Genomic DNA, 18,780 nt, shown 5'->3' with positions numbered 1-18,780 from the left:
CTGCGTATAATAGCGGTAGATAGTTGGCTATGTGCTGCCTTAGTTCTCTGGCTATCCAAAATCAGATCAGGAGATAGAACGCCGTATACCCAAATATTAGAGAACGAGATAAGGAAACATCTTAAAATAGCCGACGAGTTGTGATTTGGCTGTATTAGCTGTTCTGGAGGCGACTTGGTAAGGAAGAGGATCGTTCTTCTCGCGTTGGCAGGTCTAATTCAGAGCCAAAAGAAGCATCGCGAAAGCATAGAACTGTCGTAGGTTTGCCCCTGGTCGGACGGTTTTGCGTTCACTGTCGAATTGCACGACGTTTTCTTGGTCTAGAGGGTCGAGATGGCTCTGAATGAGAGCTACATAGACTCGGTGCTTCTCGTCTCCACTAACTCTCTCAGCTGACTTGTCGTACTCGATCGCTGCAACCCCCTCAGCAAGCTGACCTACATCTACTGGAAACTCGGGATTCTCCTCGAGGAGGTACCGAGATACGTTGATTCTTCGGTGGTTACTGAGCAGCGTTGCAAGTGGGAGCTCGTGTTTCTCACTCCCGATCTTATTCATTGCTGTCCTCCGTAGCCGGATTAACTGGTGGACGAGACGATTCGACCTGAGCAAGGTCTTTTTGCCTGTTGACTCGTAAGTACATTTGCGGTTAGGTTAGCTCCAACACCGCACCTGGGCCCGCGTTAGGGCGCGGGCCATTTGTCAGAGGCACATCGTACCTGTGCGGTGTATGGTTGGATGCGGACTGAACTAGGATAAATAGTTGCATCTTGCTGTTTCGACTACAATTCACGGTATGGAGTCGATGAACTACCGCTCAGATACTAGAGGTACACATATCGAGTCTTCCGTACCTATGGCCCTGATGGGACCGTCGAATATAGCACTTCCTTAGCCGGTGTGCGGTGGCCGAGTATCTGATGGAGTCACTATTGATCACAATAGACACAGCGACCCACTGCTGGGCGCTGGCCGGCGCGCCGGCCCGGCCGCCCGAGCGGCCGAGCGATCCACTAATGCCTTTAATAGGCTGTTGTACCGTGAACCCCCACTATATTGCGGACCGAGATAGCCGCCTCAGTGTGGCATATCTCGTGTCAAGCGGCCTGAGACGATAGAAATCAGCCTATAACGCCATTAGGATCTGTGAGAGGATTGTGCCACATGCCAAATTGTTCGAGTGGGGGCGGGCCTGTTCAAAATTCTGTTCCACGGCAAATACCACGCCCGCAAAGCTGTGTTCCACACGAAATGCCACACGGTCGACTTTACAAACCCACCACCAACCTCTAATCGAGATGAGCCAAACCAACTCAACGCTCAGGCTTGACATCGACCGCATCACCCACGAACTAACCCAAATCGACAACCCCGACGACATCAACGAAGCGACCCTCGCAACCGCCGCCGCGACGATCGCCGCTGCCCCATACTCCAAAGCCCGCGCCACCACGATTGGCAGCTGCGGACGAGTCAGCTTCGGCCGCAGACGGCGGAATATGCCCGGCATCGCCGTGTTTGTCTCCGACGGTGTCTTCGGAATCTTTGACGCCGAGCACGCCGCCCTCCACGGCGGCGACGTCGGCGATGGCGACGCTCGAGAACAACCCTGGTCCGATCAAAAAGTCTCAGAGGACAACCTGAACACGCTCGCGAATCCCGCTTGCAGTGCCGAAGCAGCCGCCAACGAAATCAACAAGTGGTGGCACTCCGACGGCCTGGAAATCACCGCAGCGCTCTCCTGGGCGAACTCCCCGCTAATCGCGATACTCAAACACGCCGCTGACCGCTCGTCGATGCCCGACGTCGCAGTCTGGCATGGCACCCTGACCGAGACCGGGCGTGCGTGCTTCGGCCGCGAACGCGAGGGACAACGCGGCCTTGCCGTGTTTGTGCCCACCTGTAGCCTATGGGACGACCCTGAGCACGTCATCGAAGCGATCGAAGAACCCTGGTGGTGACACTACTCTTTTCGACGATTCTCGATTGTTTTCCTACCGTGTAGCCGCTGGTGGCACTTCCACCAGTTGCGGTTACGGCCGCCGGCCTACTAGTGGTGAGAGGGAAATACAACCCTGAGAGACATCAACCCGCAAGATCGAGGATAACTCACAGAGTATCGAGTGTGCCCGGTCAGGGGTTAAAGGGGGGTTGAGGGGCGGTTAAGACCCTACCCCTCAACCCATTTCTGACGATTTAGACTCTAACTCTCGCGTTTGGATGGGGGCTTAAGGGGCTTAAGGGGTGTTTGGTGAATAGTAGGCAAGAAAATAGAGAAACCACACTTGACAGAGGAAGAGAGGGGGTAGAATATAGTAATAGGAGGGTAGCGGCGATTCACCCCTTAAGCACCTTAACCCCCTATCGGTTCGCTCGGTTTAGAACCGCTCGCCCGTGATTTGGATTGAGGGGTAGGGGCTCACGGACCCCTCAACCCCTCCTCAACCCACATCGATACCTCTTGCCGCGGTCGGTCGACTGGTGGAAGCTGTGAACGCTTTCTCGACCTTCTAAGGTGGTGTTCCTTAGTGCGACACTCCTCGAGACCTACGACTGCGGCATCTGCGGAACCTTGGGGAGCGTAGGGCTAACCCTTTTTCCGCACTCGTGGATACACCGGAGTGAGATGACACGGAAGCACACCATAAACGACCGAGAGGAGAGTGAACGCGGCCAAAACGGCCGCGCGTGAATATCCGGTGACCGAGCGACCGACCGTGACGCGTCACCACCGCGTCATCGGTGAGTTAGCGCTATGGTCTTATGAACGACTGGGGTCCGCCTCAGCGACGATCTGCCGGTATTCGTCGCGGTCGGCCGCAGTGTCCCACTTGTCTTGGAAGTCAAGTGCCACCTCGCCACGATCGGTGATTTGGTATAGGCCACGGTCAGGTTCGCCGACGTGTTCAACCATCCCCGCACGTCTCAGCTTGCGCAATCTGGTGCGCACATACTCGGGAGACAGGTCGAGATCGTCGGCGAGGTTGCTTGGTAGGTTACGCCCCTTAAGGAGGTGCTGTAATATGCGGAAATCAGCCGCATAATGGTCGATTTCGATCTTTTCGTTCATAGGATCGTATCACCTTACGCACCCCAAGGGTATAAGTGTCGATGATGGCTACTTCCAGGTAAGCCGAACCCGGTTCCATCGAGGTAAAATCGCGCGGGCGTCACCACCGCCCGCGCGAAACGGGTTTGGTGACCGAGCGACCGATCACCATGTCAGAAACGGACATCCCGGAAAATAAAGACACCGGGACTGACGAGAACGCATCGACCGCCAGCGATACCGCTGGCGAAAAAGAAGACATCGAAGACTTGTTCGACGCCGGTAAGGCGATCGTCTTTGGCGACGAAGGCGATGGTGGCGACAGCGACGAAGAGGAAGAAGGCGCCACCAGCAGCGACGAAGAGGGGGGCGCCGAGTGGAACCCGGTAGAAGAGCGGGAAGAAGCCAAGCTCGATAAACTGTTCCGCAGCGCGAGCGACGACGAGATCGACGCGAGCAAGGCGATTTGGACGGCAGTCACGCGCGCGGTCACGTTCGACGGTGACGGAGAGAAGACGGCATCGCTTGAGAGTGTGCGCGAGCGCCTGCCGGACGACGCCGCGCTGACGCTCGGCGAGTGGATCGTGCGCGCCGTGTACAGTGACGTCGTCGAGTACGACGCGGAAGCAGACGAGGTGACGGTGCTCGTCGACTCGGCGAGCGAGGTCGACGCCGCCAGCATCGCCGATGCTGACCCGGATGAGAACGAGCTACCCGCGCGATGGGAGGACATGTCGACCGACGAGCGCATCGACGTCGTCGGCCGAGTTTGGTCGTGGGGTGACGTGCGAGACCTGTACAAGGACGGTCGGCGTGGTAAGGCGCGGCAGATCGCTGCGTACCTGGTGCTCGCACACAACGACTGGATGTACCTCCCGCAATTCGAAGAACTCTGGTGGTACAACTCCGAGACGGGCGTGTACGAACCCGAAGACCCCGACAACGAGGACGATGAGGGTGACGAACTCGGCGAAATCCTCGAGAACAAGCTTGACGAGCATTGGGCGCCGGCTGAAAAGAACCACATCAAGAAGCGCATACAGACGATAGAGGCGACTGCGAGCGCCGCGGTCGACGCCGGGTACCACGATGAGCCGTTGCTGAACGTCGGGAATGGCGTGCTCAACCTCGAGACCGGTGACCTCGAAGACCACGACCCTGAGTACAATTTCATCACCGGTATCGACACCGATTGGACCCCGGATGCTGAGCCTGGCCGTATCGACGAATTCCTCGATGAGAGCACGCAGCGTGAAGAAGATCGGCTGTTTCTCGAGGAAGTCGTCGGGCACACGCTTCTGCCGCGGTATCAGCCGAAGCTGTCGCTGGTGATGCACGGGCCGCCGGACACCGGGAAGGGCGTGTTTGAAGACGTCATCGCCGAGCTCTTGTCGGGGAACACGTCGCACCAGCCGCTTGAGAAGCTGACGAGCAACCGGTTCGCGCTTGCTGACCTTGTTGGTTCGATGGCGAACATCGGCAGCGATCTGTCGGGCAACCGCATCAACGACCTGAGCTTGTTCAAGAAGCTCACCGGTGACGACGTCGTGCCGGCCGAAAAGAAGGGTATCGACCCGCAGGACTTCAGGAACCGCGCGACCCTCATCTTCTCGAGCAACGACCCGCCGACGCTGGGTCAGAAGGGCGAAGCGGTCGCCGAACGCCTGTACCACGTGCCCTTCAGAAACCAGCACAGCGACGAAGACCCGGACCTCCCGAACAAAGACCGGGACCTGAAGAGCAAGCTCACGACGGACGAAGAGCTTGAACGCCTGCTGAAGCTCGCGGTTGACGGGGCGCAGCGGCTTCTCGACGGTGGCGAAACGTCGATCCCCGAAAGCAAAGAAGAGCGCCTCGAAGAGTATGAGAACCTGAGCGACCCGGAAGCACGGGTGGCCGCTCTCATCACGACCGAGGACGCCACCAGTGAGGACGTCATCATCAAGAAGCACGCACACAAGGCGTATCTCGCAATCGCCGAAGAGATGTCGACGTCGAAGCGGCGTGGCAAGAGAGACTTTGCGAGCGACATGACGAAGGATTATCTGTCAGTTGAGACCGGTCGCTCGAAGCGCCATCATGACGAGGACCGGACGCTCCCGTGCTGGAAGGGAGTGCGATGGGTCGAGGGTGCCGAGCGGTACCTTCCGAACACGGTCGCCGAGCGCTACGGTCTCGACGCGGGTGGTAGCGATGACGAAGAGGAAGAAGGCGACTCCATCAGCAGCGACGAAGAGGAAGACGGCGGTCTAGTAGAACTCGACGCGCTCGAAGCCGGAATGAAAGATGTCGACATCGCCGCCCCCATCATGGGCGTGGCGAATGGCCCGCCGTGGGGGAAGGTCGAGGTTGAGGGTCGGATCGACGACGAAGGAAGTGGCGTCAAGTTCGAAACGCGGTTCTGCGCGGTCGGCCTAGAAGCCGGAGAGACGTACATCCTGCGCAACGTCGACGTCGAGGACGACGATGGTATCATAGTCGTCATCACCCCTGGTACGGAGGTCGGGAAGATCGACACCGACGGCGAGCAAAGCAGTCTCGACACGGACGGTGACGACGAGGACGATGACCTGGACAGTGGTGCTGGTGGTGATAGCGACACCAGCGAGGACGAGAGCATCGACGATGTCGAGCGAGCGAAGGAGGCGGTCCTTGAGATCCTCGAGGACAGCAAGAGATCGGCGGCATCGCGTAGCTACCTGAGGAGAACGGTGCTTGAGGGAAGCAGCCTGACGGGAACCCATCTTGAGGACGCGCTCGATGAACTCGATGCTGCTGACCGGATCGACGACCAAGGCGCAGACATCGAATTGGTCGGAAGCGACGGCGACAACGAAGAGAACGGCACGCCGCAGGCCGAGCGACTGCCGGAACTCGTTAGGACGATCGACGACATCGCTGACGAAGAGTCCGGCGCGCCGCATGACGCGGTGGTGGAGGAAGCAACCGACGACGCCGAGACGGTCGAGGCGGACATTGAGACGCTGAAGCAGAAAGGGGCGGTGTACGAGCCGGACAGAGGGAAGTACCGTGCGGCGAAGCGACCGCAGGAGATGGGCCGATGATCGCCACCACCACGGCCGGTCGCGGTGGTCAGCAGCTAACCCATGCGAACGCGTGCTGGATGCGGTCGCACCACCAGGTTCTCGACGACCATTTGCCGGCGCCCGGCCCGGTATGGAAGTGGTCGGACACCGGTCTCAGCCGGTCGATCCTGTGCGACCTGCGCAACCGCGGTCTCATCGAGCAGCGCGAGGACGGGTGGCAGACGACGCGCCGCGCGTGGCGTGCGCTCGAGCGGTACGGAGACGCCGATGAGGACGAGCGCGGAGAGATCGTCGGTCAGCAAGACCTCGAGCGATACCTCGAGGAAGCGAAGGAAGCGCGAGGTGACGATGACTAGTCGGTACTGCCCGCGGTGTGGTGCGCGGATGACCCAGTCGTCGACGCGCGGCGGCATCCCGCGCCGGGAGTGTAGCGACCCGGACTGCCCGCGATAGCGGGCCGCCGTCGCGCCGCCACCGCAACTGGTGGAGGCATCACTTTTGCCCTGGTAGCTCTACACCTAATCGCCGTAGGGCTTGGACGCCCGTATGCAGCGCAGTTGGACTCTCGCGCCAGATAGCGGCATCGCACCCCCTGAACCCCAAGCTATAGGGCGATTCTCCTCGACTCCAGAAAGGGTGCGAGCTATAGTGGGCCGGCGCAGATTCGAACTGCGGTTACGGCCACCCGAAGGCCGAAGGATACCAAGCTACCCCACCGGCCCGCATTCTGAGAAAACGCGTCCGTTCGTTTAACGCTTGCGAAAGGGGCTGTCGCACCACCCGACGGCGGCCCAACTCCGCTCGAGCCGCCCACTCAAAACCGCTCGTAGCCGTCCGTGTCCAGATAGTGGTGTGCGATCGTAATCGCCTGATCGGCGTGCAGCAACGCGGGGCCGAGCCGGAGTCGCCGATCGGCGTGGTCCTCGAGTACAGCCGCCTCCTCGTCCGTGAAGTCCCGATGATCCGAGAGGACGAACACACCGTCCGTGAGCGCGTCAGCATCCACGTCGATCGCTGCCTCGCCGTCCTCGTGCAACTGGACGATCGGACCGTCGTCGGCGATCGCCTCGAGCGTCCCCGCGAATCCGCGGCGATACAGTTCCACGCCCGGACTCGGTTCCGCGGGGAGCGCGCCGATGGCGTCCTCGCGGTGCTCGAGCGCGGTGCGAACCAGCGCGGCCGTACTCCGCTCGTCGGGGTTGAGACGCCGGAGTTCGCTCCCGTCGAAGGTGATGGTGTACTCGTCTCGAGCGATCAGGTGGACGCGAACGTCCTCGCGGATGCCGTGGGAGGTGACGAACGCGGCGGTGATCGACCGGCAGAGGGCATCGAGACGGCCGGCTCCGCCGGCGAGGTCGTCGAGCGAGAAGTCGGGCGTCGTCGGCACGTCGTGACCGATGAGGACGAACTGGCGCATATCGGGCAGAGGGCGGCCGGCGGGATAGCCGCCACGATTCGCCGGCGGGCCGGCTGGATCAGGACTGCACGCCGAGACGGCGCTCGAGCGAGGTACGCACGAGTCCGAGCCCCGGCATCCCGTCGGCGTACCAGACGACGACGGCGACGGCGAAGAGGGCGAACTGGGTCCACTCGTAGAGGCCCAGTTCGTAGTAGTGGAGGAACGCGTCGAGGATCCCCGCGACGGGGGCTTCGGGCGGCTGCTCGAGAACCGGCCAGAGGAGGTAGGCCGCGCCGACGAACTCGCCCGAGAGGACCGACGGCGGGACGTCGGCCAGCAGGTGCGAGCCGTAGCCGACGAGGAAAGCGACGCCGATCGTGCGGCACTCGAGGCGGTCTGCGAGGACGTAGACGGCGGGAACGAGGATCGCGGCGGTGAACAGCGAGTGGGTGAGGGTTCGGCCGCCGGGCAACACCCCGAAGTTCCACGCGAGCGGTTTGTCGATCAGATCGGGAAACTGCGAGCCGATCGCGAGCGCAATCGCCGGCAGCGCACGCGGCGGGCGATCGAAACGCCGGCGAGCGACGACGGAATACAGCAGATAGGCGACGGCGAGGTGTCCCCAGGGCCACATCCTGCGGGCGTACAGCGGAGACGAGTATAGGCCCTTCGGCTCGAACGCACCGTCGGGCTGCATAGGCATGGCCAACCGTTTCATCGATCTCCGGTATGGAGTGTCTATATGGCGAAATCAGAGTCGTCGCAGTCAGGCGGAAAGCGGCAACTACTCGCGATCCTCGAGGGGCGGACCTGTCCGAACTGCTCGGAGGGGGTACTCGAGCGCGATACGTACAAGAACAAGCGGGCGGTCGTCTGTGGCGAGTGTGGCACGCCGCAAGCGCAGGTCTGGTCGCCGACGGCCGAGTAACGCCATCGAAAGCCGCTAGCGCTCGAGCGCGCCGACTGCAGCGTCGACGCCGCCGACGGCGCACCAGTCACCGTGAGCGTCGTAACAGCGCGAATCTATCGGCTTGCCGCAGCGACACCAGTGTTGTTCGTCGCGGGACATGGATCGCCGACAGAGCGGACAGCGGGTTTGCATGTGACCGTCTGCCCCGATCGAACACATATCCCTTTTCGGTGCGAACCTGACCAGTCACGGACCGGTAACGAACACGAGCGGACGATCGGAGTGGCACCGGTGGGTGGAGGAGGCGACCCCGAAAAGCGGAGGAGACGAGGGTCAGCGGGACCGCGACCCCGAGTAGTCGTGGCCGACGACGAGGGCGAGGGCGTGAATCGAGACCAGCCCGAGGAACAGCGACAGCTGACTGATCGAGTCGATGCCGCCGACGAGGAAGGGGAGGTAGGCGACCGGAAGCAGGGTTCCGAGCCAGAAGCCGGCCGCGGTGACGGAGTGACTCACGTGCATCGTCGCGGATCAGCGGATCGACTCGAGGTCGACGAAGGAGTCCTCGTGGGCCGAGATCCAGGTCGTCGTTAGCACGTCCTCGGTGGCGTCACGGGGGAAGATCGCACACTCGTTGGGGGCGTCGTCGTTCTCGACCGTGACGTGCTCGAGATCGGTGATCGGTGCTTCGGTGTCGGGCGGGTGGAAGTCGGCGTCGGTCATGCAGTGTCAGGCGGCGGGTGCTCGCGCCGACGAATGATACCGGATTCCGTACTATTGTTATCGAGTTGCTAACCCCGCGAACCCGGCAAATAGCGTCCGGATCCGTCGCGATTTGGACGGTTTAATCGGCCGAAAATGAACGTAACGGGACTTGACGTGTACGATGTCGCTATGCGCTGCTGCAATCGAAGATGGCGCGAACAAACCGACGTAAACGGTTCGTTGTGAACGATGTCTCGCGGGCGGCCGGAGAGACGAGACCCCGTCGTGGATGCGGGTTAGACCGACGGCCGCGCACCGAGAGTCAGGTCTCGAGTGATCGTTCGGTCGTTTCGCCGGAGTCGCACCGCGATCGTATCGCCGGGGCTAGTCTCGAGCGCGAGATATGTCGAGAGGGCGTGGCGGTCGGGGATCGGCTCGTCGTCCAGCGCGAGGACGACGTCGCCGCCGACCGGGATCGGCTCGCCGCGTCGCTGGACGGTCCCCGAGGCCGGCCGAAGTACGCCGTCGGCCCCCGAGCCGTCGACCACGGCCGTGACCATGACGCCGGTCGCCTCGGAGAGGTCGTTGGCCTCGGCGACGAGCCGATCGACGGTCCGGAGCCCGACGCCCATATAGGCGTGCTCGTACTCGCCGTCTTCGATGAGCGCCGGCACGACCCGTCCGGCCAGCGCCGCCGAGATCGCGAAGGCGATGTTGTCGCCGCCACCGGAGTTGATGACGCCGACGACCTCACCGTCGAGATCGACGAGCGGCCCGCCGCTGTTTCCGGGGTTGACCGCGGCGTCGGTCTGGACGACGTTCGGGAACGAGAACTGGCGATCCGGGAGCGACAGCGTCCGATCGACGCCGCTGACGATCCCCGTCGACATCGTCCCCTCGAGGCCGTAGGGGTTGCCGACGGCGGCGACCTGCTGGCCGACGACGGGCCGTTCGTCGGTCAGGGTCAGCGGTGTCGCCGCCTTCGGGACGTGATCGACCTCGAGGACGGCCAGATCGCTGTAGTAGTCCCGGCCGACGAGCGTGGTGCTCGTCCAGTCGCCGGTAATGTACTGGAGGTCGGCCGCCGTCCCGTTGGCGATGACGTGGTCGTTGGTGACGACGTGGCGGTCGTCGTAGAGGAAGCCGGAGCCCTGGCCGCGACCCTGGGCGCCCGTGTCGGGATTCCGGACTCCGAAGACGCGAACCTGCGTGACCGATTCGATGATCGCGTCGTAGAGGTCGGTGAAGGCGGACCCCTCCGCGAGGTTACTGCGGTCGATGCCGTAGGAAGAGCTGCCCTCGATCGAACTGTCGGCCCGGGGCTCGGCGCAGCCGGCGACGGCACCGGCGAGGCCGGCGCTCGCGGCCGCGAGAAACGAGCGCCGATCCAGTCGGGAATCGTGCATGATGGGGCGATAGGACCCGACCCATTTGAACCTCCGGGCAAACGACCGGCGTATTCAAGCCGCGGCACTCGTCCCGAGCGGCGTTCCGGGTCGCCGTCCCGTCTCCACGAAGGGAAAACGTGTTACCCGCGGCCACCCGACTCCCGAGACATGATCACGGAAGACGCCCGCGCGCTGCTGTCGACGGGTGCCGTCTGCGACTCCTGTCTCGGACGGCCCTTCGCCGAACGGAGCTTCGGGCTGACCAACGCCGAGCGCGGCCGGGCGCTGCGGACCACGGTCGCGCTAGCTGACGACGAGGACTTCGAGCCGACCGACCCCGCGGACTGCTGGGTCTGCGAGGGGTACTGCGGCACCTTCGACGCGATCTCCGACGCCATCGTCGACGCCCTCGAGGGGACCGAGTTCGCTACCTACCAGGTCGGCACCCGCGTCCCGCCGCTGGTCGAGGAGAACGAACGCCTCTTTCGAGAGGACGCCGGCCTCGACCCCGACGTCGGCGAGTCGATCAAGCGGGAGGTCAACCGCGAAGTCGGCCGGCGCGTCGGCGCGACGACCGAAACCGAGGTGGACTTCGACCGACCCGACGTGCTCGCGATCGTCGATCTCGAGGGGTTCGACCCGCTCGAGGCCCTCGAGTCGGGGACCGTCACGGGCCACGCGGTCGACGTGCAGGTCAACCCCGCCTTCGTCTATGGCCGCTACCGCAAGTTAGAGCGCGACATCCCGCAGACTGAGTGGCCCTGTCGGGAGTGTGGCGGCAGCGGCGTCCAACTGAGCGACGACGGCGAGGAGCCCTGCGACTACTGCGGCGGCTCGGGCTACATGTACGACACCAGCGTCGAGCAGGTCGTTCGACCCCACGTCGTCGACGCCATGAACGGCGACGAGGGCACCTTCCACGGCGCGGGCCGCGAGGACGTCGACGCCCGCATGCTCGAGGGCGGGCGGCCGTTCGTCCTCGAGGTGAAACGACCCCGGAGACGCGATCCCGATCCGGGCGAACTCGAGCGCGAGATCAACGACGCCGCCGACGGGAAAGTCGAGGTCGAGGGGCTGCGGCTGGCGACCCACGAGATGGTCGAACGGGTGAAGGAACACGACGCGAGCAAACGGTATCGGACCGACGTGGAGTTTGCCGAGCCGGTCGACGAGGGTGCGTTCGACGCCGCCCTCGACGAGCTCGAGGGGACGACCGTCGAGCAGTACACGCCCGAGCGGGTCGACCACCGGCGGGCGGGACTGACCCGCGAACGAACGGTCTACGGGATCGAGGGCGACCTCCGATCGCCGACCGAGGCCGAGGTGCGACTCCACGGCGAGGGCGGCCTCTACGTGAAGGAGCTCATCAGCAGCGACAACGGACGGACGGAGCCGAGTCTGGCGGGGCTGCTCGAGACCGACGCCGAGGTGACCGCGCTGGACGTGACCGGCGTCGAAGGCGAGGACGAGCCGTTCGAACTCGAGGCGTTCTTCCGGGACGAGCCGCGGACGGAGTCGAACGACGACGTTGCGGAGACGACCGGCTGATCGGCGGGACGAGTCACAACGGTTTTCGTATCCGCGACCGAGCCACGCCATATGCCATTCGGCGTCGACGAGGCCGGCAAGGGTCCCGCGCTGGGGTCGATGTTCGCCGCGGCGGTCCACCTCGCGGACTCGAGTGCCCTCCCCGACGGCATCAGGGACTCCAAACGGCTCTCGCCCGAGCGTCGCGAGGAACTGGCGGCGACCCTGCGCGAGGACGATCGGATCGCGGTCGGCGTCAGCGAGATCACGCCGGCCCGGATCGACGACCCCGGGACGGACATGAACTCGCTGGCAGTCGCGGCCCACGCGGAGGCGATCGAGGCGGCGGCCGACGACCTCGAGCGCGACGGCGCTACAGACGACACGCTCTCGGGACTCTGTGATGCCTGCGACACCGACGCCGACCGCTTCGCGCGCCGTGTGACCGACGCCTGCTCGCTCGAGGCCCTCGAGATCGACGCGCGCCACGGAGCTGACGACGAGTCGCCGCTGGTCGGCGCGGCCAGCATCGTCGCCAAGGTCGAACGGGATTCCCACGTCGCTGCGCTGGCCGACGAGTACGGCCCGATCGGCAGCGGCTACCCGGGCGACGCCACGACGCGGGAGTTCCTCGAGACGTACGTCGACGAGCACGGCGACCTCCCGCCGTTCGCGCGCGAATCGTGGTCCACCTGCGAAGCCCTCCTCGCTGAGGCCGAGCAGACCGGGCTCGAGCAGTTTTGACCGATCCGCCGGACCAGTCGGAGTACCTATTGCAGAGCCCGTCGTACTGTCTCCGTGATTGATATGCGCCTTCGAACGCTCGGCTACGCCGCGGCCGCGGGCATCGCGACGTTTCTCGTCGTCTTCGCCGCCGTGTCGGAGCTACTACTCCCTTACATCGAGTTCTCGGTGCTCGTCGGCCTCCCGGCCGGAATCGCCGCCGGCGTCCTGATCGCGGCCGTCGTTCTCGTACAGGTCGGCCGCGATGGAGATCCGACGCGTCGGTGGCTCGCTCGAGGTCTCGGCGCGTTCGGCGTCACCTTCCTCGCCGTCTTCGTCGTCGTCGGATTCGGGGCCGGTGTGACGATCGCGATCGCGGCCGGGACCCTGCTGGGAATCCTGACCGGAATCGTCGTCGGCGTTCGGTCTCGGCGCGGGCGCGAGTCGCTGTCGGCCGGATAGCACGTGAGAGACGGACCGGCGGCTCGAGCCGGAGCACACGATAAAAGCCCTCGATACGGAGCCTCCGGCTTTTGGAACCGCGACGACAAACGTGTCGTATGGTCACGATCCGACTGCGGCGACTCGGCGCGCTCGGGATTCTCGGCGTCCTCGGCATCCCGACCGACGAGCCGGCCCTGTTCGGACTCTTCGCGCTGTTCGTGCTGTTCGCCAGCGATCGAACGGTGACGATCCCGATCGGCGATGGACTCGAGGGCGGCGGGAACTGATCGAGCGAGGACCGCGACCGGATCAACTGCGCCAGACCGCGTACCCGTACCAGCCGACGCCCGCGAACACGAACAGCGACGAGAGCGAATCGAGAGCCGGAGCGTCGGCGAAAACGGCGACGACCGCGAGCACGCCGCCGACGGCGAGAGCTACCGCGGCCGCCGTCAGCGCCGATCGCGCGCCCTCCGCGCGGTCGTATAGAGACGCTCCTACAGCGATCGCGATTACGCCGAACCCGAGCTCCGTGACCGTCGTCGCCAGCGGATCGTTCGCGACCGTCGCGTACGCGAGCACGACGAAGTAGCCGACGATCAGGGCCACGATTACTCGAGCGCGGGTCACCGCCCTGCCAGTCTCGTCCATAGCTCGAGTACCGACGCCTCGGCCTTAGCCTTCGAGGGTTTCGGCCCAGTCGAACTCGAGGCCCTCGTGGACGACGAACTCGAGGGCGTTGACGAGGTAGTGGGAGACGACGACGACCAGCAGACTCCCGGTGACGATGAAGACCGCCGCGAGGACGAATCCGAGGAGCCCGGTGACGACGACGCCGACCGAGCCCTGCATCCCGTGGCCGAGCGCGAACGCGACTGACGAGCCGACCGCGAGAAGCCACGGCGAGATGCCGAAGCCGGCAGCGGGGACGCCGATCAGCGCCGCCCGAAAGAGGAGTTCCTCGAAGCCGGCGATGATCGGCAAGACCCCGAGCAAGAGGAGCAGCCAGCCCCGGATCGAATCGGGCGAGAGCAGTTCGCGCAGTTGTTCTTCGTGGTCGAAACCGAACCGCGTCGCGACCGCCGCCGAGAGCTCGTTCGCGGCGTAGAAGGCGATCCCGGCGACGGTCCCCAGGACGAGCCCCGTCTCGAGGTACGCGAGTGAGAAGTCGACGCCCAGCGCGGACGGCGGGATCGCCGTGTAGACCGCCGCACCGAGCAACACGAGCGCGAACAGCCCCTGAGAGAAGGCCACGTTCGCGAGGACCATCCCGGTCGACAGCGAGCCCGGATCGACGCCGCGCTCGGGTGGCCGTCGTCGGTCGCCAGTGGTGGTCGAAGCGGCCGACCAGCTCGAGTCGCGGCGTCGGTCGGGGCCGGTCCGACCGTCGACGGGATCCGCTACGCTCGAGGGCGCTCGCGTATCCGGGGAGTCGTCCCCTCGGGCGCTCTCGCTGCGGTCGCGGTCCGCCCCATCAGTTGGATAGCGGTCGGAGTCGGCGTGCGGGGATGCGTCCGAATCTGGACGCCGCGGCGGCAGATCGACCGCGATGTCGGCGCGATCCGCGTCGTCTCCGACCGCGGTATCGTCGCGTGGCGTGGCGGCCGGATGCCGAGCGCTGGCACCGGCGTCCGCGTCGCCGTCGCTAAACGCCGATTGAGTCAGGTGCGAAAGAACGAGCAGTAAGACGAGGACGACGCCCGTCAGGCCGACGAACGTCGCCCACTGGGGCATTTACTGTGGGCTCGGGTTCGACCCGCCGGCGGAACCGACGGTGCCCTGATCGAACGCCGTGCCGGTGATCGACTTGAGCCGATCGACCAGCGAGTCCTTCTTGGGTTCGCCCATCAGGGCGACGTCCAGGACCTCGCTGATGTTCGCACAGGGGATGATCTCGATCATTTCCTCGTACTCCTCCTCGATCATCACGTCCTGTTCGTTCGCTTCGGGGATGATGACCTTGCTGCAACCCGCCTTCGCGGCGGCTTCGATCTTGTGGGTGACCCCACCGACCGGCAGCACGTCACCGCGGACCGACAGCGAGCCAGTCATGGCGACCGACTGATCGACCGGGATGTTCTCGAGCGCGCTGATGACGGCGGTCGCCACCGTGATGGAGGCGGAGTCGCCGTCGACGCCCTGCTGGCCGGCCTGAACGAACTGGATGTGGATGTCCTTCTCCGAGAGGTCGACGTCGGAGAACTTCTTGATGATCGCGGAGACGTTCTGGACCGACTCCTCGGCCATCTCTTTGAGCTTCCCGGTAGCGATCACCTGACCGCCACCCTGGGCGGGCGCGATCTCGGCCATCACGGGGAGCATGATGCCCGAGTCCTCGCCCATGACGGCGAGGCCGTTGACGCGACCTTCGACGCCGCCCTCGTTGACCTGCAGCTCGTAGTCCTTGCGGCGCTCGATGTAGTCGTCGGCGAGCTGTTGCTCGATCGAGCGCGAGCGCTGCTTGGCCTGCAGGACGTCTTCGCGGGTGGTGAACTCGCGGTCCTCGGCGCGGGCGATGTCGCCGGCGACGCGGACCAGGCCACCGAGGCTACGGAACAGCAGCGTCAGGTGGTTCTTCCGACCCGAGCGGCGCTTGGCCTCGAGGATGACCTCCTCGACGGCGTCGTCCGTGAAGTGGGGCAGGCGGCCGTCGCGTTCGACCTCCTGGGCGATGAAGCGGGCGTACTTGCGCCGCATCTCGGGGGTGTCCTCGATGGTGTCGTCCATGTAGACCTCGTAGCCGTACCCCTTGATCCGGTTGCGGAGCGCGGGGTGCATGTTCTCCATGGCGTCGAGGTTCCCGGCGGCGACCATGATGAAGTCACAGGGGACGGGCTCGGTCTGGACCATCGCGCCCGAGGAGCGCTCGGACTGGCCCGTGATGGCGAACTCGCCCTCCTGGATGGCCGTCATCAGCTTCTGCTGGGTGCGGATGTCGAGCGTGTTGATCTCGTCGACGAACAGCACGCCCTTGTTCGATTTGTGGATCGAGCCCGGTTCGACGCGGTCGTGGCTCGGAGTCTCCATACCCCCGGACTGGAATGGGTCGTGGCGGACGTCGCCCAGCAGCGCACCGGCGTGAGCGCCGGTCGCGTCCTCGAAGGGGGCGACGCGCTGATCGCCGTTGTTGACGATCATGTTGGGCACCATCGCGTCCGTTCCGCGACTGGTGTAGCGGAAGATCAGCCAGATGATCCCCGCTGCGAGGATCCCCAGCAGGATGCTTCCCGAGAGGATCGCGTACCCGACGACGATCGCGATGATGATCCACATCAGGATCGAGCGCATCTGGTTGCGCTTGCGGGCTTCCTCCTTGTGGGCGTCGATGATCTGTTCGCCCTTGCCGGCGGGAACGGTGCGGACCTTCGGCTCGTTACCGTCGTCCGGGTTGTGGTAGACTAAAACGTCCTGAAGATCCTCCTTCGGTAGCAGTTGGCTCATCGCCTTCGCCAGCATCGACTTGCCGGTCCCCGGCGAGCCGATCATCATGACGTGCCGGCGCTGCTTGGCCGCTTTGATGATAATGTCTCGTGCTTCGTCCTGACCGATGACCTGGTCGACGAGCCGATCGGGGACTTCGATGTCCTCCGTCGAGTCGATCTTGAGACCGCCGAGGAGGTCGTCCTCGGCGATATCCTCGTCAACCTCGACGCCGGGATCGACCTCGACGGAACTGCCGAGGTCGTTGACGGTCTCGATGTCGTCGTCCTCGTCGGACGACCTCGAGCGGTCGTCGGTCGGATCGTCGACGTCGGTGCGACGGTCGCCGTCCTCCTCGTACGGCGACCGTTCTCCCTGACGCTCGCGCTGCTCCTCGACGGAGTCCCCGTCAGGAGCGGCGTCCGGCGCGTCTTCGGGAGGGTCGTCAACGTTCGTATCGTTACTCATAGAATTCTGTTCGGTACCTATCTGGAAGGGATTGCGACTGATATACTTTCTCCATGCGGAGTATGGTGTCAGTTGCTGATACCGGCAGACACAGCGGCCGACGGGGGTGTTCAGGCTGTGCCTATCCCATGTTTGGATCATATCAAAACAATGCTGAATATACTGCCTCGAAATCGATCGGCCTCGAGCGAGCGCGGCCGGGAGGTGTCGGCGGCGAACTGCCACCGACGCCTCGTCGCGGCGCGTGGAAACTCGCCACGCTTAAGCGGACCGCTCGAGCAGTGTTCGGCATGACTCGGGGGTTCTACATCGGCCGATTTCAGCCCTTTCACAACGGCCACCGGAGCATGGTCGAGCAGATCGCCGAGGACGTCGACGAACTCGTCCTCGGCATCGGGAGCGCCGACAACTCACACACGGTCCGGGATCCGTTCACCGCCGGCGAGCGGATCATGATGATCACGAAGTCACTCGTCGATACCGATCTCGTCACCTACGCCGTCCCGATCGAGGACCTAGAGCGCAATTCGGTGTGGGTCAGCCACGTCCAGAGCATGAGTCCGGACTTCGACGTGGCCTACTCGAACAACCCGCTGGTCATCCAGCTCTTTCGCGAGGCCGGCATCGAGATCCGCCAGTCGCCGATGTTCAACCGCGACGTGCTCGAGGGCTCGGAGGTCCGCGAGCGGATGATAACGGGCGGCGACTGGGAGTCGCTCGTCCCCGAGGCCGTCGTCGAGGTCGTCGAGGAGATGGACGGCATCGAACGTATCCAGATGGTCAGCGACTCCGATTCGAACGGGGACTGATTTGGGACGGCGGTTCGTAGGGTCTGCCATGATCACGCTCGCGTCGGATTTCGGCACGCCGTACCCGGCGGCGATGAAGGGCGTACTGCTGCAGCGAACGGACGCCAGACTGGTCGACGTTGCTCACGACTTCCCCCGACAGGACGTCCGGGCGGCCGCCTTCTGGCTTCGTGAAGTCCTCCCCTATTTTCCCCCGGCCACCCACCTCGTCGTGATCGACCCCGGCGTCGGCACCGACCGGGACGCGCTCGTCGTTCGCGCCGGCGAGGGGACGCTCGTCGGCCCCGACAACGGCGTCTTGCTCCCCGCGACCCGACGACTGGTCGGAAACGACGAGGACCGACTCGAGGTCTACGCCGTCGACGAACGCCGTCTCGAACCGGTCGAACCGACCGGCAAGAGCGCAGGGGCCCCGAGCGCGACGGCGCTCGCGGGAGACGACGGCCCCGCGAGTGCCACGTTTCACGGCCGGGACGTGTTCGCGCCGGCGGCCGCGGCCGTCCACGAGACCGATCTCGGCGCGCTCGGTGACCTCGAGTGGCTCTCGCCGACCGATTTCGACGTCGATCTCGTGCTCCCGACCGCCGACCTCGCGGACGGGCGAGCGATCGGCGAGGTACTCGTCGTCGACGGCTTCGGCAACGCGATCACGAACGTTCCGGGCTCGTATCTCGACGGCAGAGAACGGATCGCGGCGAACGGCGAGAACGTCCCGGTCGGCGAGACCTTCGCCGCCGTACCGGTCGGTGAGCGACTCGCGACCGTCGGGAGCCACGGCTACGTCGAACTCGACGTCAATCGGGGTCGGGGCGACGAGGCCTTCGGGCTCGCGACCGGCGATCAGGTCGTCCTCGAGCCGGCCGTCGACGCCGACGACTGAGACGGATCGAC

At 64.5% G+C, this 18,780-nt stretch carries 22 protein-coding genes and 1 tRNA gene; 10 read left to right on the top strand and 13 right to left on the bottom strand.

Annotation, left to right across the window (positions count from 1 at the left end; translation table 11 throughout):
* Positions 1–213 precede the first annotated feature (213 nt).
* Positions 214–558: a hypothetical protein gene (locus tag NDO75_RS02105; protein ID WP_310904450.1), complete on the bottom strand. Its 345-nt coding sequence runs from the start codon at positions 556–558 to the stop codon at positions 214–216.
* 740 nt (positions 559–1,298) lie between these two features.
* On the opposite strand from NDO75_RS02105, the gene NDO75_RS02100 reads away from it, so the two are divergent.
* Positions 1,299–1,961 carry a hypothetical protein gene (locus tag NDO75_RS02100; protein WP_310904449.1) on the top strand — a complete coding sequence of 221 codons (663 nt, stop codon included), beginning with the start codon at positions 1,299–1,301 and terminating at the stop codon, positions 1,959–1,961.
* Between the two features lie 800 nt (positions 1,962–2,761).
* Here NDO75_RS02100 and NDO75_RS02095 read toward each other — a convergent pair.
* Both NDO75_RS02095 and NDO75_RS02090 read right to left on the bottom strand, forming a co-directional pair.
* Entirely contained in the window at positions 2,762–3,070 is a 309-nt protein-coding gene (locus NDO75_RS02095; protein WP_310904448.1) for a winged helix-turn-helix domain-containing protein, read from the bottom strand.
* A 100-nt stretch (positions 3,071–3,170) separates the two neighbouring features.
* A complete protein-coding gene (locus NDO75_RS02090) occupies positions 3,171–3,542 on the bottom strand; it encodes a hypothetical protein (RefSeq protein ID WP_310904447.1) in 372 nt (123 codons plus the stop codon).
* A gap of 142 nt (positions 3,543–3,684) precedes the next feature.
* On the opposite strand from NDO75_RS02090, the gene NDO75_RS02085 reads away from it, so the two are divergent.
* Both NDO75_RS02085 and NDO75_RS02080 read left to right on the top strand, forming a co-directional pair.
* The gene (locus NDO75_RS02085) at positions 3,685–6,114 is read left to right on the top strand and encodes a phage/plasmid primase, P4 family (protein ID WP_310904446.1); all 2,430 of its coding nucleotides are present in this window, start codon (positions 3,685–3,687) and stop codon (positions 6,112–6,114) included.
* Positions 6,111–6,452, top strand: coding sequence for a hypothetical protein (locus NDO75_RS02080; protein ID WP_310904445.1), 342 nt, complete (start codon positions 6,111–6,113; stop codon positions 6,450–6,452). The genes NDO75_RS02085 and NDO75_RS02080 overlap by 4 nt, the downstream gene beginning before the upstream one ends.
* A 293-nt stretch (positions 6,453–6,745) precedes the next feature.
* On the opposite strand, the gene NDO75_RS02075 is transcribed toward NDO75_RS02080, so the two are convergent.
* The 3 genes from NDO75_RS02075 to NDO75_RS02065 form a co-directional block, all read right to left on the bottom strand.
* Positions 6,746–6,818 (bottom strand) — tRNA-Pro (locus NDO75_RS02075).
* Between the two features lie 92 nt (positions 6,819–6,910).
* On the bottom strand, positions 6,911–7,513 hold the full coding sequence (trmY, locus tag NDO75_RS02070; protein ID WP_310904444.1) for a tRNA (pseudouridine(54)-N(1))-methyltransferase TrmY: 603 nt from the start codon (positions 7,511–7,513) through the stop codon (positions 6,911–6,913).
* Between the two features lie 58 nt (positions 7,514–7,571).
* Positions 7,572–8,129 (bottom strand): metal-dependent hydrolase, encoded by a 558-nt coding sequence (locus NDO75_RS02065; protein ID WP_310905159.1) that lies wholly within the window; start codon positions 8,127–8,129, stop codon positions 7,572–7,574.
* Between the two features lie 108 nt (positions 8,130–8,237).
* On the opposite strand from NDO75_RS02065, the gene NDO75_RS02060 reads away from it, so the two are divergent.
* Positions 8,238–8,423, top strand: a complete 186-nt coding sequence (locus NDO75_RS02060) for an HVO_A0556 family zinc finger protein (protein ID WP_310904443.1) — start codon at positions 8,238–8,240, stop codon at positions 8,421–8,423.
* 15 nt (positions 8,424–8,438) lie between these two features.
* On the opposite strand, the gene NDO75_RS02055 is transcribed toward NDO75_RS02060, so the two are convergent.
* From NDO75_RS02055 to NDO75_RS02040, 4 genes are all read right to left on the bottom strand, one after another.
* Positions 8,439–8,597 (bottom strand): hypothetical protein, encoded by a 159-nt coding sequence (locus NDO75_RS02055; RefSeq protein WP_310904442.1) that lies wholly within the window; start codon positions 8,595–8,597, stop codon positions 8,439–8,441.
* Positions 8,598–8,738: 141 nt separating this feature from the next.
* On the bottom strand, positions 8,739–8,927 hold the full coding sequence (locus NDO75_RS02050) for a hypothetical protein (RefSeq protein WP_310904441.1): 189 nt from the start codon (positions 8,925–8,927) through the stop codon (positions 8,739–8,741).
* 9 nt (positions 8,928–8,936) lie between these two features.
* Positions 8,937–9,128 carry a hypothetical protein gene (locus NDO75_RS02045; protein WP_310904440.1) on the bottom strand — a complete coding sequence of 64 codons (192 nt, stop codon included), beginning with the start codon at positions 9,126–9,128 and terminating at the stop codon, positions 8,937–8,939.
* Positions 9,129–9,406: 278 nt separating this feature from the next.
* Complete coding sequence (locus NDO75_RS02040) at positions 9,407–10,516, bottom strand: trypsin-like peptidase domain-containing protein (RefSeq protein WP_310904439.1); 1,110 nt, start codon at positions 10,514–10,516, stop codon at positions 9,407–9,409.
* Between the two features lie 150 nt (positions 10,517–10,666).
* On the opposite strand from NDO75_RS02040, the gene NDO75_RS02035 reads away from it, so the two are divergent.
* From NDO75_RS02035 to NDO75_RS02020, 4 genes are all read left to right on the top strand, one after another.
* Positions 10,667–12,046 (top strand): tRNA pseudouridine(54/55) synthase Pus10, encoded by a 1,380-nt coding sequence (locus NDO75_RS02035; RefSeq protein WP_310904438.1) that lies wholly within the window; start codon positions 10,667–10,669, stop codon positions 12,044–12,046.
* Between the two features lie 51 nt (positions 12,047–12,097).
* A complete protein-coding gene (gene rnhB, locus NDO75_RS02030) occupies positions 12,098–12,769 on the top strand; it encodes a ribonuclease HII (protein WP_310904437.1) in 672 nt (223 codons plus the stop codon).
* 63 nt (positions 12,770–12,832) lie between these two features.
* On the top strand, positions 12,833–13,210 hold the full coding sequence (locus NDO75_RS02025) for a hypothetical protein (protein WP_310904436.1): 378 nt from the start codon (positions 12,833–12,835) through the stop codon (positions 13,208–13,210).
* Positions 13,211–13,308: 98 nt separating this feature from the next.
* Positions 13,309–13,479, top strand: coding sequence for a hypothetical protein (locus tag NDO75_RS02020; RefSeq protein ID WP_310904435.1), 171 nt, complete (start codon positions 13,309–13,311; stop codon positions 13,477–13,479).
* A gap of 22 nt (positions 13,480–13,501) precedes the next feature.
* On the opposite strand, the gene NDO75_RS02015 is transcribed toward NDO75_RS02020, so the two are convergent.
* Genes NDO75_RS02015 through lonB form a run of 3 tightly spaced genes read right to left on the bottom strand, consistent with a single transcriptional unit; the run spans position 13,502 to position 17,080 of the window.
* Positions 13,502–13,843 (bottom strand): hypothetical protein, encoded by a 342-nt coding sequence (locus NDO75_RS02015; protein ID WP_310904434.1) that lies wholly within the window; start codon positions 13,841–13,843, stop codon positions 13,502–13,504.
* Between the two features lie 24 nt (positions 13,844–13,867).
* A complete protein-coding gene (locus NDO75_RS02010) occupies positions 13,868–14,926 on the bottom strand; it encodes a CPBP family glutamic-type intramembrane protease (RefSeq protein WP_310904433.1) in 1,059 nt (352 codons plus the stop codon).
* Positions 14,927–17,080 carry an ATP-dependent protease LonB gene (lonB, locus tag NDO75_RS02005; RefSeq protein WP_310904432.1) on the bottom strand — a complete coding sequence of 718 codons (2,154 nt, stop codon included), beginning with the start codon at positions 17,078–17,080 and terminating at the stop codon, positions 14,927–14,929.
* Positions 17,081–17,370: 290 nt separating this feature from the next.
* On the opposite strand from lonB, the gene NDO75_RS02000 reads away from it, so the two are divergent.
* Both NDO75_RS02000 and NDO75_RS01995 read left to right on the top strand, forming a co-directional pair.
* Positions 17,371–17,889 (top strand): nicotinamide-nucleotide adenylyltransferase, encoded by a 519-nt coding sequence (locus NDO75_RS02000; RefSeq protein WP_310904431.1) that lies wholly within the window; start codon positions 17,371–17,373, stop codon positions 17,887–17,889.
* Between the two features lie 28 nt (positions 17,890–17,917).
* Entirely contained in the window at positions 17,918–18,769 is an 852-nt protein-coding gene (locus tag NDO75_RS01995) for an SAM-dependent chlorinase/fluorinase (RefSeq protein ID WP_310904430.1), read from the top strand.
* Positions 18,770–18,780 lie beyond the last annotated feature (11 nt).

It is taken from the genome of Natrinema sp. 1APR25-10V2 (assembly GCF_031626495.1).
Taxonomy (GTDB): Archaea; Halobacteriota; Halobacteria; order Halobacteriales; family Natrialbaceae; genus Natrinema.
This window is presented reverse-complemented; position numbering and strand designations above follow the sequence as displayed.